The sequence below is a fragment of the Actinomadura chibensis NBRC 106107 genome (assembly GCF_001552135.1).
Lineage (GTDB): Bacteria > Actinomycetota > Actinomycetes > Streptosporangiales > Streptosporangiaceae > Spirillospora > Spirillospora chibensis.
Genome location: NZ_BCQP01000071.1, coordinates 1 through 26,317, shown reverse-complemented (window position 1 = coordinate 26,317; position 26,317 = coordinate 1). Strand labels below are relative to the sequence as shown.

Annotated in this window: 26 protein-coding genes; 15 read left to right on the top strand and 11 right to left on the bottom strand. The window is 72.3% G+C overall.

Annotation, left to right across the window (positions count from 1 at the left end):
- The first annotated feature begins 62 nt into the window (after positions 1-62).
- Entirely contained in the window at positions 63-245 is a 183-nt protein-coding gene (locus tag ACH01S_RS35795) for a hypothetical protein (RefSeq protein WP_067902733.1), read from the top strand.
- A 14-nt stretch (positions 246-259) separates the two neighbouring features.
- Here the strand turns inward: ACH01S_RS35795 and ACH01S_RS35790 are convergent, their stop codons facing one another.
- On the bottom strand, positions 260-1,240 hold the full coding sequence (locus ACH01S_RS35790) for an ADP-ribosylation family protein (protein ID WP_067902729.1): 981 nt from the start codon (positions 1,238-1,240) through the stop codon (positions 260-262).
- Positions 1,241-1,405: 165 nt separating this feature from the next.
- Between ACH01S_RS35790 and ACH01S_RS35785 the strand changes: the two genes are divergently transcribed.
- On the top strand, positions 1,406-2,881 hold the full coding sequence (locus ACH01S_RS35785; protein ID WP_083981531.1) for a CehA/McbA family metallohydrolase: 1,476 nt from the start codon (positions 1,406-1,408) through the stop codon (positions 2,879-2,881).
- A gap of 167 nt (positions 2,882-3,048) precedes the next feature.
- On the opposite strand, the gene ACH01S_RS35780 is transcribed toward ACH01S_RS35785, so the two are convergent.
- Positions 3,049-4,173 carry an FAD-dependent oxidoreductase gene (locus tag ACH01S_RS35780; protein ID WP_067902723.1) on the bottom strand — a complete coding sequence of 375 codons (1,125 nt, stop codon included), beginning with the start codon at positions 4,171-4,173 and terminating at the stop codon, positions 3,049-3,051.
- Positions 4,174-4,445: 272 nt separating this feature from the next.
- On the opposite strand from ACH01S_RS35780, the gene ACH01S_RS35775 reads away from it, so the two are divergent.
- The 3 genes from ACH01S_RS35775 (at position 4,446) to ACH01S_RS35765 (ending at position 8,459) form a co-directional block, all read left to right on the top strand.
- The gene (locus tag ACH01S_RS35775) at positions 4,446-5,618 is read left to right on the top strand and encodes a 4-hydroxybenzoate 3-monooxygenase (RefSeq protein WP_067902721.1); all 1,173 of its coding nucleotides are present in this window, start codon (positions 4,446-4,448) and stop codon (positions 5,616-5,618) included.
- A gap of 271 nt (positions 5,619-5,889) precedes the next feature.
- Positions 5,890-6,876, top strand: a complete 987-nt coding sequence (locus tag ACH01S_RS35770) for a GNAT family protein (protein WP_148344459.1) — start codon at positions 5,890-5,892, stop codon at positions 6,874-6,876.
- Positions 6,877-6,899: 23 nt separating this feature from the next.
- Positions 6,900-8,459 (top strand): DHA2 family efflux MFS transporter permease subunit, encoded by a 1,560-nt coding sequence (locus ACH01S_RS35765; protein ID WP_148344458.1) that lies wholly within the window; start codon positions 6,900-6,902, stop codon positions 8,457-8,459.
- 30 nt (positions 8,460-8,489) lie between these two features.
- Here the strand turns inward: ACH01S_RS35765 and ACH01S_RS35760 are convergent, their stop codons facing one another.
- The 3 genes from ACH01S_RS35760 to ACH01S_RS35750 form a co-directional block, all read right to left on the bottom strand.
- Positions 8,490-9,398 carry an isocitrate lyase/phosphoenolpyruvate mutase family protein gene (locus ACH01S_RS35760; protein WP_218010521.1) on the bottom strand — a complete coding sequence of 303 codons (909 nt, stop codon included), beginning with the start codon at positions 9,396-9,398 and terminating at the stop codon, positions 8,490-8,492.
- Between the two features lie 226 nt (positions 9,399-9,624).
- Entirely contained in the window at positions 9,625-10,449 is an 825-nt protein-coding gene (locus ACH01S_RS35755) for a TrmH family RNA methyltransferase (RefSeq protein WP_067902713.1), read from the bottom strand.
- Between the two features lie 108 nt (positions 10,450-10,557).
- Positions 10,558-11,301 carry an SDR family oxidoreductase gene (locus ACH01S_RS35750; protein WP_067902710.1) on the bottom strand — a complete coding sequence of 248 codons (744 nt, stop codon included), beginning with the start codon at positions 11,299-11,301 and terminating at the stop codon, positions 10,558-10,560.
- Between the two features lie 70 nt (positions 11,302-11,371).
- Between ACH01S_RS35750 and ACH01S_RS35745 the strand changes: the two genes are divergently transcribed.
- Positions 11,372-12,274, top strand: coding sequence for a LysR family transcriptional regulator (locus ACH01S_RS35745; RefSeq protein WP_067902708.1), 903 nt, complete (start codon positions 11,372-11,374; stop codon positions 12,272-12,274).
- A 7-nt stretch (positions 12,275-12,281) separates the two neighbouring features.
- Here ACH01S_RS35745 and ACH01S_RS35740 read toward each other — a convergent pair whose 3' ends face one another.
- Entirely contained in the window at positions 12,282-12,899 is a 618-nt protein-coding gene (locus ACH01S_RS35740) for a TetR/AcrR family transcriptional regulator (RefSeq protein ID WP_067902705.1), read from the bottom strand.
- A gap of 104 nt (positions 12,900-13,003) precedes the next feature.
- Between ACH01S_RS35740 and ACH01S_RS35735 the strand changes: the two genes are divergently transcribed.
- Positions 13,004-14,200, top strand: coding sequence for an MFS transporter (locus ACH01S_RS35735; RefSeq protein WP_067902700.1), 1,197 nt, complete (start codon positions 13,004-13,006; stop codon positions 14,198-14,200).
- Between the two features lie 86 nt (positions 14,201-14,286).
- Here the strand turns inward: ACH01S_RS35735 and ACH01S_RS35730 are convergent, their stop codons facing one another.
- Positions 14,287-15,276 carry a GlxA family transcriptional regulator gene (locus tag ACH01S_RS35730; RefSeq protein ID WP_246236787.1) on the bottom strand — a complete coding sequence of 330 codons (990 nt, stop codon included), beginning with the start codon at positions 15,274-15,276 and terminating at the stop codon, positions 14,287-14,289.
- Between the two features lie 98 nt (positions 15,277-15,374).
- Here ACH01S_RS35730 and ACH01S_RS35725 point away from each other — a divergent pair, with 98 nt between their 5' ends.
- Together ACH01S_RS35725 and ACH01S_RS35720 are read left to right on the top strand one after the other, a co-directional pair.
- Complete coding sequence (locus tag ACH01S_RS35725) at positions 15,375-16,187, top strand: NAD(P)H-dependent oxidoreductase (protein WP_067902692.1); 813 nt, start codon at positions 15,375-15,377, stop codon at positions 16,185-16,187.
- A 902-nt stretch (positions 16,188-17,089) separates the two neighbouring features.
- Positions 17,090-17,737, top strand: a complete 648-nt coding sequence (locus ACH01S_RS35720; RefSeq protein ID WP_067902686.1) for a DUF4360 domain-containing protein — start codon at positions 17,090-17,092, stop codon at positions 17,735-17,737.
- Between the two features lie 213 nt (positions 17,738-17,950).
- Here the strand turns inward: ACH01S_RS35720 and ACH01S_RS42915 are convergent, their stop codons facing one another.
- Both ACH01S_RS42915 and ACH01S_RS35715 read right to left on the bottom strand, forming a co-directional pair.
- The gene (locus tag ACH01S_RS42915) at positions 17,951-18,097 is read right to left on the bottom strand and encodes an ABC transporter ATP-binding protein C-terminal domain-containing protein (protein WP_083981529.1); all 147 of its coding nucleotides are present in this window, start codon (positions 18,095-18,097) and stop codon (positions 17,951-17,953) included.
- Positions 18,098-18,203: 106 nt separating this feature from the next.
- Positions 18,204-18,392 (bottom strand): class II aldolase/adducin family protein, encoded by a 189-nt coding sequence (locus tag ACH01S_RS35715; protein WP_067902681.1) that lies wholly within the window; start codon positions 18,390-18,392, stop codon positions 18,204-18,206.
- Between the two features lie 128 nt (positions 18,393-18,520).
- Between ACH01S_RS35715 and ACH01S_RS35710 the strand changes: the two genes are divergently transcribed.
- The 5 genes from ACH01S_RS35710 to ACH01S_RS35690 all read left to right on the top strand — a co-directional run bounded on the left by ACH01S_RS35710 (position 18,521) and on the right by ACH01S_RS35690 (position 21,735).
- A complete protein-coding gene (locus ACH01S_RS35710) occupies positions 18,521-18,712 on the top strand; it encodes a hypothetical protein (RefSeq protein ID WP_148344456.1) in 192 nt (63 codons plus the stop codon).
- Between the two features lie 33 nt (positions 18,713-18,745).
- Positions 18,746-19,699, top strand: a complete 954-nt coding sequence (locus ACH01S_RS35705; RefSeq protein WP_246236785.1) for an RNA polymerase subunit sigma-70 — start codon at positions 18,746-18,748, stop codon at positions 19,697-19,699.
- 67 nt (positions 19,700-19,766) lie between these two features.
- Positions 19,767-20,366: a maleylpyruvate isomerase family mycothiol-dependent enzyme gene (locus ACH01S_RS35700; protein ID WP_067902676.1), complete on the top strand. Its 600-nt coding sequence runs from the start codon at positions 19,767-19,769 to the stop codon at positions 20,364-20,366.
- Between the two features lie 185 nt (positions 20,367-20,551).
- A complete protein-coding gene (locus tag ACH01S_RS35695; protein ID WP_067902673.1) occupies positions 20,552-20,962 on the top strand; it encodes a RidA family protein in 411 nt (136 codons plus the stop codon).
- A gap of 143 nt (positions 20,963-21,105) precedes the next feature.
- Entirely contained in the window at positions 21,106-21,735 is a 630-nt protein-coding gene (locus ACH01S_RS35690) for a DedA family protein (RefSeq protein WP_218010520.1), read from the top strand.
- A gap of 23 nt (positions 21,736-21,758) precedes the next feature.
- Here the strand turns inward: ACH01S_RS35690 and ACH01S_RS35685 are convergent, their stop codons facing one another.
- Together ACH01S_RS35685 and rox are read right to left on the bottom strand one after the other, a co-directional pair.
- Entirely contained in the window at positions 21,759-23,243 is a 1,485-nt protein-coding gene (locus ACH01S_RS35685) for a N,N-dimethylformamidase beta subunit family domain-containing protein (RefSeq protein WP_067902667.1), read from the bottom strand.
- Positions 23,244-23,497: 254 nt separating this feature from the next.
- Positions 23,498-24,961 (bottom strand): rifampin monooxygenase, encoded by a 1,464-nt coding sequence (gene rox / locus ACH01S_RS35680; protein ID WP_067902664.1) that lies wholly within the window; start codon positions 24,959-24,961, stop codon positions 23,498-23,500.
- A gap of 282 nt (positions 24,962-25,243) precedes the next feature.
- On the opposite strand from rox, the gene ACH01S_RS35675 reads away from it, so the two are divergent.
- On the top strand, positions 25,244-26,233 hold the full coding sequence (locus ACH01S_RS35675) for a sulfotransferase family protein (protein WP_067902661.1): 990 nt from the start codon (positions 25,244-25,246) through the stop codon (positions 26,231-26,233).
- Positions 26,234-26,317: the final 84 nt, after the last annotated feature.

Genomic DNA, 26,317 nt, shown 5'->3' with positions numbered 1-26,317 from the left:
CTGCTCAGTATCCCGACGCTGGAACCCGGACGATTCCACCAGTTCGCTGAGGAGCGCACCCGATGACCACCGTCCAGGTTCTGTCGCTGCTGCTTGCCGTCTCGATCTCACTCAACATCGGTGTCTCGGCCGGCCTGACCGCTCGTCACGCCGGAGCCGGAGCCGCCCACGCCGTCCTCACCGGAGCGGGCGCGGCCGCCACGACCCTGAGCATTTACTTCACCGCCGTCGCCGCCTACCACTGACGGCGCCACAACCCTCAGGTGTGCTCTTTGCGCAAGACGTCTACGGACGGCAGGTCGCGGTGGCGGTGGTGGGCGTCGGCGATCTCCGCGAGTGCGGGCCGGTCCAGGGCGCGGTACGCCATGACGAGGAGTTCGTGGGCGCGAGCCTCGCGGACCGGGTCACCGCCCGACGCCCAGTGCAGGTCACGGCCCAGGACCAGGGCCTCGGCCGGATCGCCCGCGGCGCACCGGCTCCGGGCGTCCGCCACGCTCTCCTCAAGGGCTTCGGCGTCCTGGAACAGGCCGTGCATGTACTCGGCGAACTTGTACTCGTCGGCTCCGTTGTGGGCGGGACGATCCAGCGCCGTCTCACCGGCGACGAGAGCCCCCGCGTTGTCCAGGGTCGTGATCCGGGACGGGTCGACCGGCGGGATCACGGCCGGGTGGTACCGGTCGCCGTAGTCCCTGCCTACTTCGGGACGGTCCCCGGTCTCGTACGCGGTCAGCCTGTCGCGGAGTCGGGCCAGCCGCGCCTGTTTCTCGGACGCGCCTTCCCCGTAATGGGGGTCGTCGAGATCGACCCAAACCCGTTCGAGGTAGGCGCGGACCGCCTCCAGCGGCGTCGCGGCGCCGGTGTCCAGGCCGCCCCCGTCGTTGTTGTAATAGGAGGCGACTCCATTGCAGGTACGACCGTCGTCGAACCGCAGCCCGTAGTGCAGGCCGTCGCTGCCGCCGAGCATGAAGGTCACGAACTCCGGCGGATCCCGGTAGAAGCGCCAGTGCACACGTACGTCGATTCCGTCGCGGGGGCGCGCGCCGGGGTCGGCGAACAAGTCCATGATGCCTGCGGTGCTGAGCCACAGATCGTCACGCATACCCCGTCGCTCTTCCGGCTCCAGCGACTCGTGGAACTCCCAGAACCGGAAGATGGACTCTGGCAATTCCAGGCCCCAGTCGTGGTGCAAGCGCTCTTCGATCCGTGCCCTGTTCTCCACGCCCCCGGTCTCCTCCGGCATCCGGCCCCCTTCGCCGCGTGATGGATGAGCGACATCGCCGCAAGGGGACGAGGGTATGCCACCCGCGCCCGCGGCACATCCGATCGCCGTATTCACCCGCCATTCCCGAGACGGCTACGCGGGGATGGCTGACTTCCTCTCGTCATACGCGAATCGGAGGTCGGTGTGAATCAGTTGAGCAGGCGCGGTCTTCTCGCCGCCGGAGGTGTCGTCGCGGCGGCGAACCTGCTGCCGGGTACGGCGTTCGCGGAGCAGGCGGGGGGTGAGAAGACCCGCACGGTCACCGGCACCTTCCCGCCGAGCGTGGACGACTGGTTCTACCTGCCGGTGGAAGTGCCGCGCGGAGTCAACGAGATCGAGGTGATCTACTCCTACGACAGGCCCTCGGTCCCGGCGGGCACGCGCGGGAACGCCTGCGACATCGGGATATTCGGACCGGAGGGGCACGAGCTCGGAAACGCGCGCGGCTTCCGCGGCTGGTCCGGCGGGTTCCGGGACCGCTTCGCCATCAGCGTCTCCAGCGCCACCCCGGGCTATCTGGCCGGTCCGATCAGGCGGGGCACCTGGCATATCATCCTCGGTCCGTACACCGTCGCCCCTCAGGGAATGGCCTACCGCGTCGATATCACGCTGCGGTTCGGGCCGGCCGGGCCGTCCTTCAAACCCAAGCCCGCCCCCGAGAGCGCCCCCGCCCGGGACCGCGGCCGCTCGTGGTACCGCGGCGACTGCCATTTGCACACCGTCCATTCGGACGGGCGCCGGACCCCCGCGGAACTTGTCTCCGCCGCGCGCGGCGCCGGGTTGGACTTCATCGTCTCCACCGAGCACAATACCTCCTCGGCGTCCCTGCAATGGGGCGATCACGCCACCGACGACCTGCTGATCCTGAACGGCGAAGAGGTCACCACGCGTTCCGGGCACTGGCCCGCCATCGGCCTGCCCGCGGGCATGTGGGTCGACTGGCGCTACCGGGCCGGGGACTCACGCGATCACCGGCGCTTCGTCCGCCAAGTCCACGAGGCGGGAGGACTGGTCACCGCCGCGCATCCCTTCGCCAGTTGTTTCGGCTGCAGTTATGAATTCGCCTATGAACTGGCGGACCTGGTCGAGGTGTGGAATCAGGACTGGTCCCCCGAAGAGGAAGCGGCGCTCAACCACTGGGACGGCCTCCTGCGCTCCGGCCGATGGATTCCCGCGATCGGCAACTCAGACGCGCACAACCCGCAGAACACCGTCGGATCCCCGCAGACCGTGGTCCTCGCCGACCGCCTGCGCCGCGACGCCCTGATGGCCGGTTTGCGCGCGGGCCGCTCCTGGCTGGCCGCATCGTCCAAGGTGGACCTGAGTTTCACCGCCACGGACGGAAAGCGAACCGCGGGTATCGGTGAACGCCTCCCCGTGGGCACCGGCACGCCGGTGACCTTCCAACTCGCGGTCAGCGGTGTGCCGGGCACCACGGTGCGGCTTCTGGACCAGGTGGGACAGCAGCACACCGAGGTCGTCCCCGACACCGGCACCGCGACCGCGCGTTGGACGACCTATCGCCGCTACACCCGCTGGGTGCGCGCGGAAGTGCGCAGGTCCGGAACGATGGCGGCCATGACCAACCCAATCTTCCTGGACGAAGCACGACCCACGTAGCACCAGCGGCGTCGTCACGTCCCCTGGGGATCGTGGCGGCCGAGGTCGGCGCCTTCCTCCAGTGCTGGGCGAGCTGGTCGAGGCCGCCCCGCGCGGGCTGGCCCGGGTCGCGTCCTATGCGGAGGTCATGGCGCGCGCGCAGAACCCGTCCGCCCCGCAGCCTGGGTTCACTGGCTCTGCTGGAAGGCGGCTATCAGGCCGCCGGGAGCGTTGTCGCCGAAAAGGAGTTCGTGCAGCCGGGTGCCTTCGGCGGCGGCCGCGGCGCTGCGGCTGAACATGTCCTGCTCGTATTCGAGCAACGCGGTCTCGACGTCATCCGGATGCGCGGCGATGGCCCTGCCGAGTTCGGCGCCGTCCAGCATGGCGAGGTTGGCGCCTTCGCCGCTCGGGACGGAGAGGTGCGCGGCGTCGCCGAGCAGCGTCACCCCCGGCACCCGGCTCCACCGGTGCCCGTTCGGCAGCGCGTAGTGGGGGCGCAGCACCGGCCCGGTGTCGCCGTCGCCGATCAGCGCGGTGAGCTCGGGCGCCCAGCCGTCGAACTCCGCCGCGATCCGCGCGGTGGCCGCGGCGGCATCGGTGAAGTCGATGGCGGCGAACCAGTCCCGCGGCCGCGACAGCGCCACGTAGGTGTGCAGGGTGCCGCCGACCTCCCGGTGGGCGAAGATCTGCCGGTGCGGCGCGGGCGCCATCATGGCCCCGGCGCCGACCGCCGCCGCCGCGGCCGGGTGCCGGACGTCCGCATCGAACAGGTAGGTCTCGACGAACGACGTGCCCGCGTACTCGGGCGCGGCGGCCGACAGCAGCGGCCGGACCCGCGACCACGCGCCGTCCGCGCCGACCAGCAGGCTCGTGCCGACGGCGCCGCCGTCGGCGAACACCACCTCGTGGCGGCCCCCGCCGAGGGCGCGGGCGCCGCTGACCTTGCGGCCCCAGCGGACGGTGCCGGGCGGGAGCGAGTCCAGCAGGATCCGCCGCAGCTCGGCGCGCATCACCTCGGGGCGCCCGCCCGTGCCGTCGTCGGGCTCGTCCAGCAGGACGGTCCCGTCCCGGTCCAGGATCCGCATCGCCTGACGGCCCTCCAGGACGATGGCGCGGAACTCCTCCTCCAGACCGGCCGCCTCGATGGCGAGCTGCCCACTGTCGTCGTGGATGTCGAGCATCCCGCCTTGCGGGCGCGCCGCCGGGGAGGCGTCGGCCTCGTAGCAGACGGCCGGAATGCCGTGGATATGCAGGACGCGGGCGAGCGTGAGTCCGCCGAGTCCGGCGCCGATGATCGTGACGTCATTTCTCATGGAATTCCCTTTCCTGTCCCCCGCCTGCCGGATGGGCATCCCAGGCCGGATTACTGAACGGTGCCAAACCCCGCTGATGAGCCGCTGACGTCGGACCGACACGCCTCTGATATGTGCAGCCCATGGCCATAAAATCGGGAGGGATTTCGTCGGGGCCGTCCAGAAGAGGGACAAGATCTCGGATTAAGGCACCTGCAGGGAAGAGGTGTTTCGGTCCTCCTGCGGTGACGGCTGGCTCCTGCGGGAGGGGCCTGGTGAGGTAGACGTCGGGTATGCACGAGAACACTCAGGTCGTCATCATCGGGGCCGGTCCGGCGGGACTGACCCTGGCCAACCTTCTCCTGCGAACAGGCGTCGCGTGCGTGGTCCTGGAACGCCGGAGCCGGTCCTACGTAGAGCACAGGCAGCGCGCGGGCGTGCTCGACCACTCCGCCACACGGGTCTTCGAGGAATGGGGGCTCGCCGACACCCTGCTCGCCGGGGTGCCCGGCGACGGCACACTGGAGATCCGCCTCAATGGCGAACCCCGCTACCTGGACCTTCCCGCCCTGGCAGGCGGCAGGACCGGCCGCGTCATCCCGCAGCAGTTACTCGTCAGACGGCTGGTGTCCGCGTTCCTGGACGGGGGAGGCGACCTGCGCTTCGACGCGGGCGAGGTGACCCCGCACGACGTCGACGGCGCCCGTCCCACGGTCACCTACCGAGACCCGGCCGGGACGGTGCACGAGATCGCCTGCGACTACGTCGCCGGGTGCGACGGCTACCACGGCGTCAGCCGGGCCACCGTGCCGGCGGAGGCCGCCACGGCCTATTCCTTCGACCACGGCATCGGCTGGATCACCGTCCTCGCCGACGCCCCGCCGCCCCGCCTCCCGCTCTTCGGGATCAGTTCGCACGGCTTCGCAGCGCAGTTTCCGCGAGGCCCGGCCGCCAGCCGCTTCTACCTCCAATGCGCGCAGGACTGCTCGCCTTCCGATTGGAGCGACGAGCGCGTGTGGGAGCAATTGCGGCTCCGCCTGGGCGACAAGGCCCTGCCCGCCGGGCCGATCAGCGAAAAGGCCGTCGTTGAGATGCGCAGTTTCGTCCTCGACCCGATGCGGTACGGCAGGCTGTTCCTCCTCGGCGACGCCGCGCACATCATCACCCCCGTCGGCGGCAAGGGGATGAACCTGGCGATCGGCGACGCGAACGCGCTCGCCCACGCGCTGCGCGAGGCCCTGCGCGACGGCGACGAGCGGCGGCTCGACGACTACTCCGCCACCCGCCTCCAGAAGGTGTGGAACCAGCAGGAATTCTGCCGCTGGCTGACGGAGATGACGCACGACGCCGGGGACGCCACGCAGGCCGGGCCGTTCCGCCAGCAATTGGCCAGAGCACGCCTGGACCGCCTGTTCACCTCTCCCGCCGCGGCCCACGCCTTCGCCGACCTGATGACCGGCGACTGATCCCGCACCAGACACGACGGCCGGTGCCCCGCCCGCTCGGCCGACGCCTGTGCTTGGGCCGGGTGTGCCGTGGCGGCGCACCCGGCCCTTGTCGTCCGCCATTCAGTGCTGGGCGACGCCCCGGTTTCGCATGGCGGCCAGGCGCAGAACTGGTCCAGGTAGGCCACGGACTCCGGGCCGTGCGGCGAGGGGTTCGTCCTGGTCGGTCGGGACGCTCCAGGATTGTCCGGCTGCCGCGCCGCGGCGTGCGGCTGAGCGAGGCTTTGGTGCCGTGACCCCCACTGACCATGGAAAAGCGCGCCGTCTCGTCGAAGCCACGGCAACGGAACGGGCCCCGTCAGAGCCGAGCCCGCAGGGCCACGGCGAGCCGGGCGAGCCTCCCGCCGGACGGGAGCCGCCGGCGGCCGGGGCCGATGCCGGTGGCGGGCTGGACGACCTCGTCGCGCTGGGCGCCCGTCCGGTGATCCGCCGCCTGGTCCCCGGGTATCGGATCGCGCGGCTGACCGACCCGGGCGGCCTGCCCGAACCGTGCCGGGAAATGCTGGGCGCGCTGCTGCTGGAGATATCCACCGGCGCGTTCGGCACCGATCACAGCGGCTACTGGCGGGAGCACATGGCGGGGTTCTTCGCCAACACGCCGGAGCTGCTGTTGGTGGTCACCGATACGGGACGGGTGGTGGGGGTGTCCTCGTGCGGGCGCATCGGCCTGCGGCGGGGCAGCGCGTTGCTGATCGGCCGGACCATGGTGCTGCGCGAGCACCAGGGCAATGGCCTGGCGAGCCGGATCTTCGCGGGCATGGTCCTCGATTTCCTGCGTAGCCGCGCAAGGTGGCCGCTGTATGTGACCACGCGCACCAACAGCCCGGTCATCTACCAGGGACTGCGCCGCCGCTTCGGCGGGCGGAACTTCTGGCCCACGCTGACCGGGCCCCCGCCGGACGAGATCGCCGAGGTCGCCGCCCAGGTCGTCGACCACCGCGGCTACCAGGCGATCTACGACCCGGTGACGATGAAGCTGACCGGCGCCTACGCCAGCCTGGCCCAGCGCTATGACGACATGCCCCGCTGCGACGTGCCCGAGGTCAACGACCACTTCGACCGCACCCTCGGCCCGCATGACGCCTACCTGGTCATCGGCCGGGTGGCCCCGCTGAAGCTGGTCGCCTCGTTGCCCCTCCAACTCGCCGAACCGCTCGTGCGGACCGTGCGCCGACGGCTGCCGTCGCAGCGCCGGTCGGCGCGCTCGGGCACCGGGTGAATCCTGGACGACGCCCGTGGCTGGTGCTCCTGGTGGTCTCGCTGGGCTCCTTCATGACCCTGCTGGACCTGACGATCACCAACATCGCGGTACCGGCGATGATCGCGGATCTGCGGGCGCCGCTGCCCACGGTGCTGTGGGTGCTGAACTCCTACACGCTGGTCCTGGCGGTGGGGTTGATCACCGGGGGGCGGTTGGGCGACTGGCTGGGCTCCCGGGCGCTGCTGGTCGCCGGTACGGCGGTGTTCACGCTGGCCAGCCTGCTGTGCGGGGTGGCCCCGAACGGCGCGGTGCTGATCGCCGCCCGGGCGGTGCAGGGGCTCGGCGCCGCGCTGCTCATGCCGCAGGCGATGGCCCTCATCGTCGCGACCTTTCCCGCCGGCCGGCGGGGGACGGCGCTCGGGGCCTGGAACGCGGTCGCCGGGTTGTCGATGATCGCCGGTCCCACGCTGGGCGGTCTGCTGGTCGCCACCTGGGGCTGGCGATGGATCTTCCTGCTGAACGTGCCGGTCGGGGTGGCCGTGATCGTGCTGGCGCTCGCGGTCGTCCCCGAGCACGGGGGCGGACGTCGGCACCGCTTCGACCTGGCCGGGATGGCGCTCAGCGCGGCGTGGCTCGGGTGCGCGACGTTCGCCGTCATCGAGGGCCACGGGTTTCACTGGGACCAGCCCACCAGGGTTCTGTTCGGCACCGCGGCCGTCCTGTTCGCCGCGTTCGTCCTCCAGCAGTGGGCGCACAACAGGCGGCGCGGCGCCGAACCGCTGGTGCCGCTCAGCCTGTTCCGGGACCGCAACTACACGATCACGAGCCTGATCCGGGCGGCCGCCCAGATCGGCCTGGTCGGCCTGTTCCTGCCCATGACCCTCTACCTGCAGTCGATCATGGGGCTCAGCGCGCTGCGGACGGGACTGGTCATGGCGCCGGCCGCGCTGGCCGCCGTGGCCGCGCTGCCCACCGCCGGATGGCTGACCGACCGGATCGGCGGGAAACACCTCCTGCTGACCGGCCTGCTGCTGTTCGCGACCGGGCTGGGCGCCCTGGCCGCGGTGACCGGTGTGGACACCGCCGCGAGCCGACTGGTGCCCGCGTTCGTCATCACGGGCCTCGGCGCGGGATGCCTGTTCGCGCCGACCGCGGCCCTGGCGCTGCACAACGTCGAGCCCCGGGTGGCCGGGGCCGCGTCCGGCGTCATGAACACCGTCCGCCATCTCGGGTCGGTCGTCGGCGGCGCCACCGTCGGGGCGTTGCTGCAGGCCAGGCTCGCCGTCGCCGTCGCCGACCAGGTCGCGCGGCAGGGCCCCGGGCTCCCGTCCGCCCTTCGGGCCGACCTGCGCCGCGACCTGGTGGACGCGGCCCGGCGCGGCGCCCTGCGGTTGAGCACCGGAGCCCACCGCGGGGTGGCGGACCTCCCGCCGGGCACGCCGCGCACCGTGAGCCAGAGCCAGGGCCAGGGACTCACGGACTCGATCATCGCCCACGGCTACCTGGCCGCCATGCACCAGACCCTCGTGCTGCCCATCGCCGTGCTCCTGCTCGGCGCCGTGAGCTGCCTTTTCATCCAGACGCCCGCCCGCACTCCGTGACGAGCGCCGGTTCCCGCGGTGGGCGCGGCCTCACCCCGGCGCCTCGGCCGGGAGTCCTTGGAGATCACCGCCTCCCGGTGCCCCGTCCTCGGCGAGGAGGTAGCGGTGCTCGTCCTGGCGCAGGTCGTCCAGGCCCACCAGCTCGAACACCCGGCCCAGCGGGACCATGCGGTCGCGCAGGTCGGCGGCGCGGCCGGTGCCGCGCAGCAGCGCCAGCCCCTCCTCCACCGCCTTGATCGCCGTCCGCAGTCCCTGGTTGGCGAAGATCACGACGCGGTACCCCAGGTCGTGCAGCACCGCGGCCGACGTCTGGTCGTACGTGGTCGGAACCGCCACCAGGGGTGTGGGCAGCGACCACCGCTGGGCGAAGGCGACGAGTTCGTCCGGGGCGGCCTGCTTGGAGTGCACCAGCACCGCGTCCGCCCCCGCCTCGGCGTAGGCGCGGGCCCGTTCCAGGGCCTCGTCGAGGCCCAACCCGGCGATGAACGCCTCGGTCCGCGCGATCACGACGAAGTCGTCCGAGCGCTGCGCCTGCTTGCAGGCGCGGATCTTCAGCGCGTGCTCGGCCGCCGGCACCAGCGCGCGGCGGCCCTCGTAGAAGCTGCACCGCTTGGGGAACGCGCTGTCCTCCACGCAGATCCCGGCGATTCCGGCGGCCTCGAACCGGCGCGTGGTCACGGCCGCGTTGATGGCGTTGCCGTACCCGTTGTCGCAGTCGGCGATCACCGGGATGCGGACCGTGTCGGCCATCCACTGGCACGCCCGGAGCTGCTCGCTCATCGTCAGCACGTTCGCGTCCGGCACCCCATGCGTCGCCGACACCTCGAACCCGCTTCCCCAGATGAGGTCGAACCCGGCGTTCTGCCCCAACCGCGCGCTGAGTGCGTCGTGCGCGCCGATCGCCACCAGGCCACCGCTCTGATCAAGTAACCGGGCCATGGCCCCGTCCCTCCCCTGTCGTCCAGTGCTCACGCCACCCCGCCGCGCGGCGCGGCGAGCTCGGTGACGAGTCGACTGATCACCCGGCATTCCGTGAAGTATCCGCGCTACCACGGAGAGTCACGGACCGAACCTATAACAGCCTGCCCGGCACGGACCCCGCTCGCCGAACTAGAGGACTACAGCCGCGGAGTAGTACGGAAGTAGTGCGGGCGTCGAAGGACGGCTAGGACCGGCGGCCGCGCTGGCGGACGGCCTCGTACAGCGCGACCGTGGCGGCGCTGGCGGCGTTCAGCGAGCTGGCCGCACCGCCGATCGGGATCCGCGCCATCGTGTCGCAGCCCTCCCGCCAGCCCGCGCTCAGCCCGGCGGTCTCGTTGCCGATCACCAGCAGCACCGGACCCGTCAGGTCCACGTCGGCGATGTCGGCCGTGCCGTTCTCGTCGGTGCCGACGACGGTGAGCTGCCGCCCGCCGGGCCGCTGCCGCCCGGCCCAGTCCAGCACCTCGCGGTGGGAGCGGACGCGGACCACCGGCACCGCGAGCAGCGACCCGGTCGAGGCGCGCACCGCCTTGGGGTCGTAGGGGTCTGCGGCGTGCCCGGTGACGATCAGTCCGGCGCCGCCGAACGCGTCCAGCGAACGCACCATCGTGCCGATGTTGCCGGGTCCGGACGGCCGGTCGAACACCACGCCCAGCATCGACGGGCCCACCGGGATCCGCGACAGGTCATCGTCGGGCAGCGCCACCACCGCCACCAGCTCGGGAACCTCCTGGTCCTTGCCGCTCAGCTCCCGCAGCAGCTCGGGCGCCATCGCCACCCGCTCGCCGCCGGCCCGCTCCAGCATCTCCGCCGCCCACCGCGACGGCGGCCGCTCGGCGTCGTGAATCAGCGCCCGCACCGGCCAGCCGCGCTCCACCGCCAGGCTGATCGGCCGCACGCCCTGCACGAGGAACTCCCCGGCCCGCTGCCGCTTGTTCCGGTTCCGCAGCAGCGCCTCCCACTGCTGAAACCGCGCGTTGGGCCGCGAGATCCGCAGCACATCCCCCACCGACGCTCCAGTCCTCGCTCCCGACCCCGGCAAACGGCCAAGTTTGCCACATGGCGATCTAGGACGGAGGGCGACGGCCGCCCGGCGACCCCCCGCCGCGCTGTTCGATCACCAGGGCACCGCGCCGTCGTCGTCGAAGAAGCCGCCGGTCGGGCCGTCCGGGGCCAGGGTGGCCAACCGCACCACGATCGCGGCGCCGTCGTCGGCGGTACGGGTGAGGGGGAGGCCGAGGTGCCGGGTGAAGTCGGTCGCGCAGGCGCCGGGGGTGCAGGCGTTGATCAGGATGCCGCGCTCGCGAAGGTCCTTGGCGTACTGCACGGTCAGGGAGTTGAGCGCCGTCTTCGAGGGCGGGTAGGCCGCGTGCCCCGGCAGCCGGGACATGGGGTGGTCCGGATCGGTCATGAAGGAGAGCGACCCGACGCCGCTGGACACGTTGACGATGCGGGCCGCCGCCGACCGCGACAGCAGCGGCAGCATGGCGTTGGTCACCGCGATGACGCCGAAGACGTTGGTCTCGAACACCCGCCTGACCAGGTTCAGATCGGCCGTCGCGGGCGCCGTGGGTCCCGGGCTGCCGGAGATGCCGGCGTTGTTGACCAGCACGTCGAGCCGGCCGAAGCGCTCGTCGATCCGCCGGGCGGCCGCCTCGATCGTCGCCGCGTCGGTGACGTCGAGCCGGAGAGCGCGGACGTCGCCGCCGTCCGCCCTGAGCGCCTCGGCGGCCTTCTCCCCGCGGCCGAGGTCCCTGGAGCCGAGCAGGACGGTCGCGCCGCGTTCCGCGAGCCGGCGGGCGGCGGCCCGCCCCACTCCCCTGTTCGCCCCCGTGATCAGGACGATCGTCTCACCGGTCATGGGACGACCTCACCACCGGCGGTCGCGCCGGAACAATGCACGGCTGGGTCGCGGCCCATACCCTCACGGTATGGATCGGCTCCAGACCCGCGAACTGGCTTATTTCGTGGCGGTCGCCGAAGAGCTGCACTTCGGCCGCGCGGCCGAGCGGCTCGGCATCGCGCAGCCGCCGCTGTCTCGGGCCATCAGCCGGCTCGAACGCCGGATGGGCGTGTCGCTGCTGGAGCGCACCAGCCGGCGGGTCTCGCTCACCCCGGCGGGCGAGGTCTTCCTCACCGAGAGCCGCCGCGCCCTGGACGCGGTCGACGCGGCCGTGCGACGGGCCCAGCGTGCCGGACGGGTCGCGCCCCGGCTGGTCCTCGTGATGAAACCCGGCGGCGACTGCGGTCTGCTGCCCGAGATCCTGGCCGCCTACGGGGCCGCGCCGGACGCGGTCCCGGTCGACGTCGTCCTCTGCTCGGCCCACGAGCGCGCCGGGATGATCCGCGACGGCCGCGCCGACATCGGGCTGCTGCACCGGCCGAACACCGACCTGACCGGTCTCGACACCGAGGAACTCCTGACCGAGGACCAGGTGGTCGTCCTCCCCCGCGACCACCGGCTGGCCGACCGTGCGGCGGTGAGCCTCGCCGACCTGGCCGGCGAGACGATGCCGAGCTGGACGACCGAGCCCCGCGACACCCACGCGCCCGGGAAGAACAGGGTGCCCGTGCGGGACGTCGGCCAGCTCATGCAGCTCATCGCGCTCGGCCGCGCGGTCGCCGTGGTGCCCGCGTCCGTCCGGGGCCATCTCCGCGACGACCTGACCTGCGTGCCCGTCAGCGACGCCCGGCCGACCACTCTCGTCCTCGCCTGGGCGCGAGGCCATCGGGCGCCCGCGCTCGCGGCGTTCGTCCGCACCGCGACCACCGTCGCGGCGCACCGGTACGGCGGGCTCGCATCGGAGTCGGGCGGAGGTGAATTCGTCCGGTAGCCGGTGCTCAGCGTTCTGGACGGCCCGGCTCGGCCGGTGCCGGGCCCAGGGCTCGGATGGCGAAGTCGATCGCGGCGGCGAGCCGCTCCGGATCGTGCCCCGCGCGCTCCCTGACCCGTAGGCCGAGGACCGTGGTGAACAGCAGTTCCACGGCGGCGTCGAGATCGAGGTCGGCGGGCAGCTCGCCGTCGCGGCGGCCCTTATCCAGGAGTGACCGCAGGGCCGCGCGGGTGACCTCGAAGGCCGCCTCGGTCCGCGCGCTGATCTCGGTGTCGGTGGTGCCCAGCTCGGTGGCGGTGTTCACCACCAGGCAGCCCGGGCCGGGCTCGGCGTCCGGGGTGCAGCCCACCAGCCACAGCAGCCAGTCCCGGAGGGTTTCGCGGACGGGTCGGCCGGTGGCCGCCAGCCGTTCCCTGGCCTGGAGGGACTCGGTGGCGCGGTAGTGGTCGAGGGCGCGCAGGAACAGGGTGTGCTTGTCCTCGAACGTCCGGTACAGGCTGCTGGGCGTGAGGTGGAGCTCGGCGCCCAGCTCGCGGACCGAGGTGGCGCTGTAGCCGCGGTGCCAGAACAGGTCGGTCGCCCGTGCGACCGCCTCTTGTTCGTCGAACTGCCGAGGTCGTGCCATGCCCCTTACCCTATCCGACTTGTGGAGCGATCGCTCCCATACTAGAGTCCGGCGTCGTATGGGAGCGATCGCTCCCAAATGAGTTCTCCCCTGTGGAGGTAGACGTGACGACGACCGAGCAGACCGTCCGGGACGTCCGGCGGGAGCCGGAACCAAGCCGGTGGGCGGCCGTGACGGCCGTGGCGCTGGGCACGTTCCTGCTGGTCACCGCCGAGCAGCTGCCCATCGGACTGCTCACCGACGTGGGTTCGGCGCTGCGGGTGTCCGAGGGCACCGCCGGACTGATGGTGACCGTGCCCAGCCTCGTCGCGGCGGTCGCGGCGCCGGTGGTCCCGGCACTGGTCGACGGGCTGGACCGGCGGCTCCTGCTCCTCGGCCTGATGGGGCTGATGACGCTGGCCAACCTGGCGTCCGCGCTGGCGCCCGGCTTCGCGGTGCTGGTGGCGTCCCGGGTGCTGGTCGGGGTGGCGATCGGCGGGTTCTGGGCGGTCGCGGGCGGGCTGGCGGTCCGGCTCGTGAGCGGGGCGCACGTGCCCCGCGCCACCGCGATCATCTTCGGCGGCGTCGGCGCCGCGAACGTGTTCGGGGTCCCGCTCGGCACGCTGATCGGCGGCCTGACCGGATGGCGGACCGCGTTCGCGATCCTCAGCGCGCTGGCGCTGATCGCGCTGGGCGCGCTGCTCGCCGTGCTGCCGCCGCTGGCCGCGTCCCAGGTGATGCGCCCGCGCCTGCTGGCCCGGCAACTGCGCAACCCCGGCGTGCGGATCGGCATCCTCGCCACCTTCCTCCTGGTGACCGGTCACTTCGTGGCCTACACCTTCGTCAGCCCCGCCCTGCAGCGGCTGTCCGGGATCGATGCGCGGCTGGTCGGGCCGCTGCTGTTCGGGTTCGGCGTCGCGGGCATGGTCGGCAACTTCGCCGCCGCTGCGGCGCTGGCCCGCCGGACGCACCGCACCGTGCAGGCGATCACCTTGACCCTGGCCGTCGCGATGCCGCTGTTCCTGCTGCTCGGCCGGGGCATGGCCGGGGGCATCGCACTGCTGATCGTGTGGGGCCTGGCCTTCGGCGGGGTGTCGGTCGGCCTGCAGACCTGGATGATCAAGGCCGCGCCGGGTGCGGTGGAGGCGGCGTCCGCGCTGTGGGTGGCGGTGTTCAACCTGTCGATCGGGCTGGGCGCCCTGGTCGGCGGCGTCGTCCTCGACACGCTCGGCCTGTCGGGCCTGCTGTGGATCGGCGGCGCCGCCGCCCTGCTCGCGGGGCTGGCCGTGTGGACCGCGCGAGCCGACCCCGCCCTGCGATAACCGCGACCGGGACGGGGGCGCACGGCGGCCAGCGCACCGACGAGCGGATCTCAAGCCTGAGCCGCGCGGCCTCTCATCCGCCGGGATCAGGGGCCGCGGAAGGTGGCCCGGTAGGCCGATGGCGACACTCCGACCGCGGCGCGCAGGTGCTGGCGCAGCGACGCCGCCGTCCCGAAACCGGCGCGCTCGGCAACCCGGTCGACCGGCAGGTCGGTCTCCTCCAGCAGCCGCCGCGCCCGCTCCACCCGCTGCGCGCCGAGCCACACCTGCGGCGACACGCCCGTCTCCTGCCGGAACCGGCGGGTGAACGTCCGCACGCTCATCGACGACGCCGCCGCGAGCTCCGCCAGCGTCACCGGGCGGTGCAGGCGCTCCAGCGCCCACGCCCGCGCCGCGCCCGTCGACGGCGCCGCCGGTCCGGGCGCGGGGTCGGGCACCGGACGGGCGATGAACTGCGCCTGCCCGCCGTCGCGGTGCGGCGGCACCACCGTGCGGCGCGCCACGTCGCCCGCCACCGCCGCGCCGTGGTCGCCGCGGATCATGTGCAGGCACAGGTCGATGCCCGCCGCCTCGCCCGCCGAGGTCAGCACGCTCCCCTCGGCGCAGTACAGGACGTCCGGGTCGACCCGCACGTCCGGGAACATCGCGGCGAACCGGTCGCACGACAGCCAGTGCGTGGTCGCGCGGCGTCCGTGCAGCAGTCCCGCCGCCGCCAGCACGAACGCGCCCGTGCAGATCGACGCCACCCGCGCGCCCCGCCCGGCCGCCGCCGCCAGCGCAGCCGGGACCGGGCCGTCCCCGGGGCGCGACTCGTCCAGCTCGTGCGACGCCGGGACGATCACCGTGTCGGCCTCGGCCACCGCGTCCAGACCGCGAGGCACCCGCACCGCGAAGTCGGCCGCCGCCGCGACCTCGCCGGGCCGCACCGCGCACGACGCCACCGTGTACAGCGGCGCGCCGTCCGCCGACCGCGCCTGCCCGAACAGCTGGTGGACGATTCCCAGCTCCAGCGGCAGCACCCCGTCGCGGACCAGCACCGCCACTCGGTGCGTCCCCGGTCCGCCTCGGCCGCCCATGGCCCGATCCTTGCACATCGCGGCCCGCGGGCCACTCGTGCCCGACCCGGCCGCCCGGCAGCATCGGCACCTGGACCGACCGGGAAGGAGCCACCGCCATGAACGTCCTCTGGGTCTTCGCGCACCCCGAGCCCCGCTCCCTCAACGGCGCGCTGCGCGACCACGGCGCCGCCACGCTGCGGCGCCTCGGCCACCGCGTCCGCCACTCCGACCTGTACGCGATGGGCTGGAACCCCGTCGTCGGCCCCGCCGACTTCGGCCACGACCCCCGCGACCGCCTCCTCGTCGGCGCCGCGTCCGAGCGCGCCCACGCCGCGGGGACGCTCGCCCCCGACATCCGCGCCGAACAGGGCAAAATCGCCTGGGCGGACGCGCTCGTCGTGCAGTTCCCGCTGTGGTGGTTCGGGATGCCCGCCATCCTCAAGGGCTGGTTCGACCGGGTCTTCGTCCAGGGCTTCGCGTTCGGCGTCACCGACGACCGCGGCCGCACCCTGCGCTACGGCGACGGCGGACTCTCCGGCCGCCGCGCCCTCGTCGTCACCACCGCAGGCGCCCGTCCGACCGGCCTCGGGCCCCGCGGCGTCCACGGCGACGCGGAGGACGTCCTGTTCCCGCTACTGCACGGCACGCTGTTCTACACCGGGATGGACGTCCTGCCGCCCCTGGTCGTCGCCTCCGCCGACCGCGCCCGTCCGGCCGACCACGCCGCCGCGCGGGCCGCCCTGGACGACCGCCTGCGCGCCCTGCCCACCGCGACGCCCATCCCGTACCGCGCCGAACTCGGCGGCGACTACGACGCCGACCTCGTCCTGCGCCCCCACCTGGCGCCCGCCCGCACCGGCCTCACCGTGCACCGCACCGACCCGCCAGCCGGGCCCGCTCCCCGCCGAGACCGCACAAGCGCGGCCTGATCCCGGACGGCGGCGGGCGAGCGGCCGTCGCCGGTGCCGCCGATCACGACATCGGAGTCGTCGTAGGGCACGGTGCTGGCTGCTTGGCCGTTCAAGTCGACCGGGGTAGCGGCGGGCATCGTCAGGGTGTGCCGGTCCGGTTGGCGTTGGGCCGGGTGGCGGCGCCAGAGGTCTCGGCGTTCGCACGTTCCCCATGAAGACCATTCCCAGCACGATGACGCCGACCACCGATGTGCGGCCTCCGCAACCCGACTCGCGCCAGCATCGTAACGAGGGCTAATAAGAGAAAGCGTCTAGAGGCGTTAATGAGTTCCCGAGTCCTCACCAGCACCCCGGGACGCCGCAAGCCGCCCGGCGTCCGGCCATCACCGACGAGCGAAGGGGCGACGCGGCGTCACTCGTAGGCGACTCTCGGCAGAAGTTCTCTCTCGAGGGAGGGCGCCGCCATGGCCGGAGCGGTCGGCGACCGTTGGGGACGGAGTGAACGCAGGGAACGCAACACCGCCGCAATGGCGCATCGTTCTCGTCCGATCACCCAAGAGAAGCGGCGACGAGCGGAATCCGGGAGATGGGCGACCGTTTCCGGCCATTTCCGCGTCCGGGTACCGCCTGCTCACAGACCATCCAGAAGGCCGAAGCGCCATTTGGAACGATACTTTGTCAAAAACCGGCATTGACGTTCGATAATCGATGATCAAGCCGACCGACACGCCCCCCACCTGACAATAGAACTCGACCATCGAGTTGAAAACCCATACATTGACATTACTTAACCATTGAAGTTACTCTTTCTCCAGATCTCGGACGCGCCATTGACGGCGCCCTTCCAATGAAGACATCCAGCACCGCCTCCGCATCTCACCGAAGGCGGAGAACCCACCACACCAGAACAGAGGAACCGCATGCGTAAAGGGATCGCCTTTTCAACCGCCGCCGCGCTCGCGGTGATCGCGGCATCCGCCACTCCCGCCGCCGCGTCCGATGAATTCCTCGAACACGGCCCCAACGGAGTCACCATCACCGTCGCGACGGTCAACGGCAGCGGATGCCCGCTGGGCAGCGCCGCGATCGCCCTGTCGGAGAACAACGACGCGTTCACCATCACTTACAGCAAGTACTTCGCCCAGGTGGGCGGCTCGTCCGCGCCCACCGACGAACGCAAGAACTGCCAGCTGAACCTGAAGGTGCACGTCCCGCAGGGCTTCACCTACGCCGTCTCGTCGACGGACTACCGCGGCTACGCCTCCCTGCGCGACGGCGCGAGCGCCACCCAGCTCGCCAGTTACTACTTCCAGGGCAACAAGGACACCAGGGCGTACTCGTACCCCATTGCCGGTCCTTTCAAGAAGAACTGGCAGAACACCGACACGGTCGATGTGGCGCAACTCGTTTGGTCGCCATGCGGCGAGCAGCGGAACTTCAACATCAACACGGAACTGCGCGCGGACCTCGGAACCTCGAACCCGTCGGAGGTCAGCTACATCAGCATGGACTCCACCGACGGCAGCATTAAGACGACCTACCACTACGCCTGGAAGGTCTGCCAGTAGCCGAACTCCCCGCCTGGAAGCGGAATGGCCGCTTCGAGAGGGTTCCTCTCCGTCCGGGACACCACGGCGAACGGCTCCGACCGCCCCGCCCGAGAACGCGGCGCCGCCCGTCGACCCGGTCCGGCCTGATCCCAGGGATGTGCGACTGGACGAGGTGCTGGCCTGCCCCCTCGCAGGACCAGCACCTCCCCGTCTTCGCCAAGCGGCAGGAATTCAGAGGGGCGCTCCGAAGTAGGCGTCGATCACCTGAGGGTCGTTCCGGATCTCCTGGGGAATCGCGTCGGCCAGTAGGCGTCCTTCATGCAGGACGACGATGCGGGTACAGGTGGCGAGGACCAACGGGACGTCGTGTTCGACCATGGGACGTGCACTGACGACGCGCGCCGGAGCGTCCCGCCGCGTGGACGGCTCCGGGAGGCGCCCGGTCACGGCCGGTCGGACGCCTCCCGGCGCGCCGCCGCCGCGTTTAGCCGATGCTCGCGCGCAGGGCCGGGTCCAGCCGGAGTTCCTTGCGCACCATCGCCTCCCACTCCAGAGTCACCGCGCGCAGATGGGCCTGCCGGATGTTGTCGGCCAGGACGAGTACGCCGTGGTTGGCGAGCAGCGCCAACTGGGCGTCGCCGACGGCGGCCACGGCCTCCTCCGCCTCCGCCATCTCGCCCACCGGGCCGCTGTACTGGTCGTAGAGCGCGAGGTCTGGTCGTAGATCGGGGGGACGCGCTGCAGCCCGGCCCAGATCGTCCCGAATCGGGCGTGGTTGTGCAGGGCGACCCGGGTCTCCGGATGGTGCCGAACGCCGTCGCGGTCTGCGGTCTGCTCCTCACGGTCGCGACCATCGATCTGCGGGTCCGGACGGTTGAGGAGCCGTACCCGCGGCGCCTCCACGGCGAGGACTACGACCGCTCGGCCGCCGAGGTGGGCCGGTTCCTCGCCGCGTTGGGCCGCCGACAGTCGGGGGTGGAAACTAGCCTCTGAGGTGGGACGGCAGTCGGACGACGGGGGTGGCAGGTGCGCGAAGGCGGGGTGGCGATCGAGGAGCTGGAGGCGCTGCGCCTCCCCTTGACCGGCTACTGCTACCGGCTCCTCGGTTCTTCGGCGGACGCCGACGACGCGGTTCAGGAGACGCTGATCCGAGCGTCCACCAAAAGGCGGCAGTACGACCCGGGCAGAGCCGGGCTGAGCACGTGGGTCCATCGGATCGCCACCAACGTCTGCATCGACATGCTCCGGGCGGCCAAGCGGCGGGCGTTGGTCATGAGCGTGGAATCCCACGGGCCGGAACTCGGCGCGCCGCTCCCGCCGGAGATGTGGGTGGAGCCGATCCCCGACTCGCGCGTGCTGGCCGGACAGGATCCGGGCGAAGTCGTCGTCGGACGGGAGTCGGTCCGCCTGGCGTTCATCGCGGCGCTCCAGCACCTCGCCCCCCGCCAACGGGCCGTCCTGGTGCTGCGGGACGTGCTTGTGTTCTCCGCCCAAGAGACCGCCGAGATTCTGCAGACCACGGTGCCCGCCGTGAACAGCGCCTTGCAGCGCGCCCGGGCCACGTTGGACGCCAACCGGCCCGACCCGTTCGACGTCTACGACCCCGAGGACGCCGCACAGCGGGATCTGCTGCATCGATATGTGGCGGCTTTCGAGTCCCACGATGTCGCCGAGCTGACCGCGGTGATGCGCGAGGACGCGGTGGCCTCGATGCCGCCGTTCCGATGGCGGCTGGACGGCGGGCGGACGATCGCCACGATCACCGGGGCCAGCGACTCCTGCGCGGGCGCGCGCCTGCTCTCGTGCGGCGTCAACGGCGGCCCGGGGTTCGGGCAGTACCGGCCGGACGGCGACGGCGTTCTGCGTCCGTTCGCGCTCGTGTCGGTCGACCTGCGGGACGGGCGGATCGCCCGGCTGGTGACGTTTCTCGGCACCGAGCACCGGTTCGCCGAGTTCGGCCTCCCCGAGACGCTCCCGTGACCGATGAGTTCCCGGGCGGCGCGTCGTACAAGCCGATGAAGGCACGACGACGCGGAAGGACAGCCCGATGGGAACAGCATCGACCGACCTGACCAGCGAGATCCACGCGGAGCGCGAACGGCTCGCCGGTCTCCTCGCCGACCTCGCGCCGGAGCGGTGGGACGCGCCGTCGCTCTGCGATGGCTGGCGGACCCGCGAGGTGGTCGCCCACATCACGATGCCGTTCCGGACCAGGCCGCTCGGGGTGATGGCGGGCCTGGTCCGGGCGGGGTTCTCGTTCAACAGGTACGCCGACCGGGACGCCCGGGCGACGGCGGCGGCGCTGAGCGGGGCCGAACTCCTCGACCTCCTCCGCCGCAACATCGACCACCCCTGGCGGCCGCCGGGCGGTGGGGAGGCCGGTGCCCTCAGCCACGACGTCATCCACGGCCTCGACGTCACCGAACCGCTCGGCCTCCCCGCCGCCCCGGCCGGGCGCGTCGCGCTGGTGCTCGCGTCGAGCGGCCCCCGGCAACTGAAGTACTTCGGGGTCGATCTGGACGGGAGGCGGCTGACCGCCACCGACGCCGACGTCTCCGTAGGCGAAGGGCCAAAGGTCGTGGAGATGACCGCGAAGGAGATCCTCCTCGTGGTCACCGGACGCCGTCCGCTCAACCAGGCGGACTGACGTCGAGGCCGGGGCAGGTCGAGCGCGTCGTCGGCCGTGGCGTCGCGCGCCGCCACGGGGCATCACCCCCCGGTCGGCGCACTGTGCGGCATCTTCGCGGTTCGCGGAAGTCAGACTCCCCTAGCGTGGCGTATCCACGCGTGGTCCGTCCGCCGGGCCGCGTACGACGACAAGAGGAGCGCGCGATGATCCGTCGCTGGAGTCCCGCTGAGGTCGGCCCGCCGGTCGGGCAGTACAGCCATCTGGCGTCCGTTCCCGCGTCCGCCGAACTGCTGTTCGTCTCCGGCCAGATCGGCGCCCTGCCGGACGGCACGCTCGCCGGACCCGACGCGGCGGCGCAGACCGCCCAGATCTACGCCAACATCGGCGCCCTGCTCGCCGCGGCGGGCTCCGGCCCCGCGCATCTGGTGCGGCTCTTCACCATGGTCGCGGGACGCGAGCATCTCGCCGACTCCCGCCGGGGCAGGGACGCGGCGTTCGCCGACTGGTTCCCCGATGGCGACTTCCCCGCCCACTCGCTGATCGTGGTCGACGCGCTGGCCGCGCCGGAGATCCTGGTCGAGGTCGAGGCGGTCGCGGTGGTGCCCGCACCGTGAGCGGCACCATGAGCGGATGCCGAGCGGGCGGTGACGCGGGGGCGCGGGGTTAGAGAACGGCCGGTGGGCGAGATACCAGCGGGTGGGGCCCGCGGCGGCGAGGGCTCCGGGACGGAGGCGCGCGGGTCTTGTTCCATTCGGTCGTGTCGTGGGTCGCGGGACTGTCCGGGCCGGTCGTCTACGCGGTCGTCGCCGGACTCGTGTTCTGCGAGGACGCGCTGTTCTTCGGCTTCGTCCTGCCCGGGGAGACCGCCGTCGTCCTCGGCGGGGCGCTCGCCGCGCAGCAGAAGGTGTCGGTCGTGTGGCTGGCCGCGGTCGTGGTGCTGGCGGCGGTCGCCGGGGACTTCGCCGGGTACCAGATCGGACGCCACGCCGGGCGGCCGATCCTGGACTCGCGTCCGCTCCGCCGCCACCGCGACCGGGTGGACGGGGCCCGCGACCTGATCCGGCGCCGGGGCGGCGTCGCCGTCTTCGTCGGACGGTTCGTCGCGTTCTTCCGCGCGATCATGCCCGCGCTGGCCGGTGTCTCGGCCATGCCCGCCCGGGTGTTCCTGCTCTACAACGCCGCCGGAGGTCTCGTCTGGGGCGTGGGCTTCACCCTGCTCGGATACTTCGCCGGGCACGCCTACGCCCGGATCGAGCACGTCGCGGGACGGGTCGGCGCGATCGTGATCGCCGCCGTGGTCGTCGTGGGCGTCGTCGTCTGGCGGCTGCGCGACCATCTGCGCCGCGGGCGCGATGGTAAGGATCGTCCGGGCACGGGCTCCGGGTAGCGGTTCGCGCCGGGCGTTCCGGGTCAGCGGCGGCTGGCGGTGAGCTTGTAGTTGGGACGGGACGGGTGCGCCCGTCCGAGCGGCCCCTCGGCCATGGCGCGGACGAGCGTCTCGCTGACCCGGGTGACGAACCGCCGTCCCGCCTCGGTGACGCCGTGCCCGCAGGCGGGGCCGCGCATGGCGCAGACCCAGCGCATGGTGCCCGTCGCGAACACGCCCGCCCCCCGGCGGCCGGTGTAGTAGGAGGCATGGGCGACCGCCGACCGGTTCCCGCAGGTGATCGGCGAGCTGGCGACGATCTCCAGCGTGGCGGGGGTGGGGCCGCCGCGGTTGAGCGCGTCGGCCTCCGGGCCTATGACACCGGGGAACCGCGTCCCGGCGCGCACGCCCGTGCCGCGGAACAGCCAGAAGTCGGGCCGCGAGACGGTGAACGCGCCCTCCGCCGGAAAGCACATGTACTGGATGCCGATGAGGTCGCTCTCCGGACGCGGCACCGGCGGAAGCCGCCAGTCCTGGGTCGACTCCGCGGGGTTCGTCCGCGCGACGGGATCGGTGCCGGAGTCCTTGTAGCAGACCACGAGCCGGTTCGCCCCGAGCGGCGTCGCGCCGAACCTGATATGCCGGTTGACCGCGTTGGCGCCGAGGAACGCGATGTTGACGCCCTGGTCGCGGGCCTGCGTCGCGCGCTGCCGCATGGCGGACGACCAGTACTCGTCATGTCCCAGGGACAGCAGCCCGCGCGCCCCCTTGAGCAGGTCGGGATCGGAGTGCAGGTCGTTGTCGGTCGCGTACGCCAGCGGGACGCCCAGCCTCTCGGCGAGCGCGATCGCGGGCTGCTCGTACTGCATGAACTTGCCCGCGCCGTTGCCGTCGTAGGGACGGTCGAAGCTGACTGCGCTCGCCCGGTCGTTCTCCCCGCCGGACGGGCCCTTGTACAGGTCGTAGCCGCCCCACATGTTGTACGCCTGCCAGGTGGTGGTGGCGTTCAGCACGACGATCCGTCCCGCCGCGCCCGGGGAGCGGACCGTCACCGGCACGTACCGCCGCGCCCCGGACGCCGCGGTCAGCATCATCAGGTAGCTGCCCTCGGGCCATCCCTCGGTGGACACGGTCAGCGACGGCCGCCACGGCGCCGTCACCGTCCGGGACGCCCGGTCGACGCGGGCGCTCCCCTGCCGGACGCCCGGATACGTCCCGGACCGCCACACCCGGCGGGCCTGCGCGCCGCCGTACCACCCCATCCGGAACGCCTGGACGCTGAACCCCGGCGTCGTCGTGGACACGAACAGCCGGAACCGTCCGCCGGGGAGCACGCTCACGTGATCGGCATAGCCCTCGATCTCGTGCTCGGCTCCCTCGCTCCGCCGCTCGATCCGCCAGTCCGCGTCGCCGTGCTTGGCGTTCTCCGCGATGCCCGCCGTCTTCAGCGCCTGCCGCCCACCTGGGTCGCGGCCGTGCGTCGTCCCGGACGAGCAGGCCGCGGCCGCAAGGAGCGCCAGGACGAGCACGAGCGCGCTCCGCCCCGGCGACGCGGCAGGTCGGACCCCGCCGCGCGCACGGCTTCCCACAACGACACCCCCGATGGTCGGCTGCTGCGGGAATTCTCCCCGGCCCGCCCGGCCGGAAGCCACAGCATCGATCAACGCACCCGAAACAGATGGTCATCAGCAGCGCCGTCGACGAAGCCCCGGACGGGCGACGAAACCGCCCGTCCGGGGCCGGACACGAGCCGGAGACTCACGCGCCGCCTCGAAAGGCGCTCCTACACTCGATCGGCGCGCGGCCGGAGTCGGTCAGCGGGCGCGCCGAACCAGCGGGCGAGGTGGGCGTCCAGGTCGTCCTGCTCGTCGCCGATCCAGGCGACGTGCCCGTCGGGGCGCAGCAGGACGCACGGGGCGTCCAGTGCCGTGGTGGGATCCGCGATGTAGTCGACCCGGTCCGACCAGCCGTCGACGGTCAGGCGTTCGGTGCGGTCCAGCAGCAGGCCGCGGCCGCGATGCAGCAGGCCGTAGAGGCTGCCCTGCTTGAGGTCGATGTCGCGCAGGCGGCGGCCGAGCAGGGCGGGGCCCTCGCCGAAGTCGTAGCGGACGCCGATCGCCGTGATCTTCTCGATCAGATGGCGGTTCACCTCGTCGAAGTCCATCAGCTCGGTGAGCAGCCTGCGCACGGCCTCCGGGCCCGGTCCGGCGGACAGCAGTTCCGTTTGGGCGCGGGTGTTGTCCAGCACCTCCTCGGCGACCGGACGGCGTTCGGCCTGGTAGGTGTCCAGGAGCGGCTCCGGCGCCCAGCCGCGGATCCGCGCGGCCAGTTTCCAGCCGAGGTTGAACGCGTCCTGAACGCCGAGGTTGAGGCCCTGACCGCCGATCGGCGGATGGATGTGCGCCGCGTCGCCCGCCAGCAGGACCCGTCCGACCCGGTAGCGGTCGGCCAGCCGGGTGGCGTCTCCGAAGCGGGACAGCCAGCGCGGGGAGTGCACGCCGAAGTCGGTTCCGGCGACGGCGCGCAGCCGCTGCCTGAAGTCCTCAAGGGTGGGCGGTTCCGCGCGACCGCCGGCCGCCCCGCCGGGGACCACGACGCGATAGAACCCCTCGCCGAAGGGCTGCATGCTGAACGTCCTGTGGGTCTCGCGGACTTCGGTCGCCTTGGCGGCGACCTCCTCCTGCGGGGCGCCTGCCTTCATCTCGCCCATCAGCGTCTCGGTCCGCGAGGGCTCGCCGGGGAACCCGACGCCGAGCAGTTTGCGCACCGTGCTGCGCGCGCCGTCGCAGCCGACGAGGTAGCGCGAACGCACCCGCTCCCCGTCGGCCAGTTCGACGGTCACGCCCTCGTCGTCCTGCTCGAACCCGGCCACCGCGCAGCCGTGCCGGACCTGCGCACCCAGTGCGACAGCGTGCTCTTCGAGCAGGCGGACGATGACCGGCTGCGGGATGCCCAGGAGATAGGCGTGCGCGGAGTCCAGGTCCGCGGGCGCGGGTTTGCCGATGGCGGCGAAGAATCCGCCCGCCGGACGCCGCCTTCCGTGCGGGAGGACGCGGTCCAGCAGGCCGCGCATCGCCAGCAGCTCGATGCTGCGAACGTGCAGACCGACGATGCGGACGAACGACGCGGGCTCGGTGTCCTTCTCCAGGACGAGGACCCGCACGTCGTGCAGCCGCAGTTCGGCGGCCAGCATCGCGCCGGTCGGCCCGCAACCGACGATGATCACGTCATGGTGCAGAGAGCGCATAGGTGTTGCCTTTCGGGAGTGCCTGGTCGTGGAGGCGCTCCCGGCGACACCTGGGTCAATCGCCGACCATGACGGGAACGAGGAGCACCCACGTCGATACATCGTTCATGGGTCTCACCTCCTCGGACGGCGTCACGGCGAACGGCACGCTACAAGCCCGCGGATCGTCCCGTCCAACCCTTTTCCGGCATCCGGCCCGCCGGACTCGGGGAACCCGGAGGTATTTCCTACTTAATTGGTATATTTAGTTCTCACACTGCCGAGGTCCACGGGGAGGACGCGATGGCTCTGCCGGACTTTCTGGTGATCGGCGCTCCGAAGGCCGGGACGACCGCGCTGCACGCGGCGCTGGCCCGTCACCCCGACCTGCACCTGTCGGAGGTGAAGGAGCCCAAGTTCTTCCTCACCGACGGCGCGCCCCCGACGCGGGGCGGGCCGGGCGACGCGCAGACCTACCGCGAGCACGTCTGGCGCCAGGACGACTACGAGAAGCTGTTCGCGAGCGCCCCGCCCGGTGCGCTGCGCGGCGAGTCGACGCCCTTCTACCTGTACGACCGCGCCGCCCAGCGGCGCATCCGGGAACTGATCCCCAAGGCCCGGCTGATCGCCGTGCTGCGCGACCCGGTGGAGCGGGCCCACTCCAACTGGACGCACCTGTGGTCGGCCGGGCTGGAGCCCATCGACGACGTGGTCCGCGCCTGCCAGGAGGAGGACCGGCGGATCGACGCGGGCTGGGCGGCCTTCTGGCACTACGTCCGGCTGGGCCGGTACGGCGGGCAGTTGGAGCACCTGTTCGGGCTGTTCCCCCGCGAGCAGGTCCTCGTCTTCCGGTATCGCGAGCTGCTGGAGCGTCCGGCGCCGACGCTCGACCGCATCTGCTCATTCCTGGACGTCGAGCCGGGCGTGCTCACCGAGGTGCCGCGGGAGAACGTCACCGTGCACCCCGGCCGGACGATGCGCCACCGCGTCCTGTCGCGGGTGCTGCGGACCGGCGTGGCGGCGGGCGCGGCGCTCCCCGGCGACCTGTCCGGCCGGGTCACCACGCCGCTGGAACGCGCGCTGCAGCGCAACGGGCCGTCCCGGCGGCCGCTGACCTGGGAGCAGCGCCAGGCCCTCATCCCCCTGTTCGAGGACGACGTCAAACGGCTGGAGGAGGTCACCGGCGAGGACTTCGGCGACTGGCTGGAGCCGAAGGCGGCGTCCGGCGGACGGGTGGGCGCGCGGCCGAGCGGCCAGCACCAGGCCCGCAACGGGCGGCCGCGTTCACGCTGACGGCGCGGCACGCTGACGGCGCGGCACGCTGACGGCGCGGCACGCTGACGGCGCGGCACGCTGACGGCGCGGCACGGTGACGGC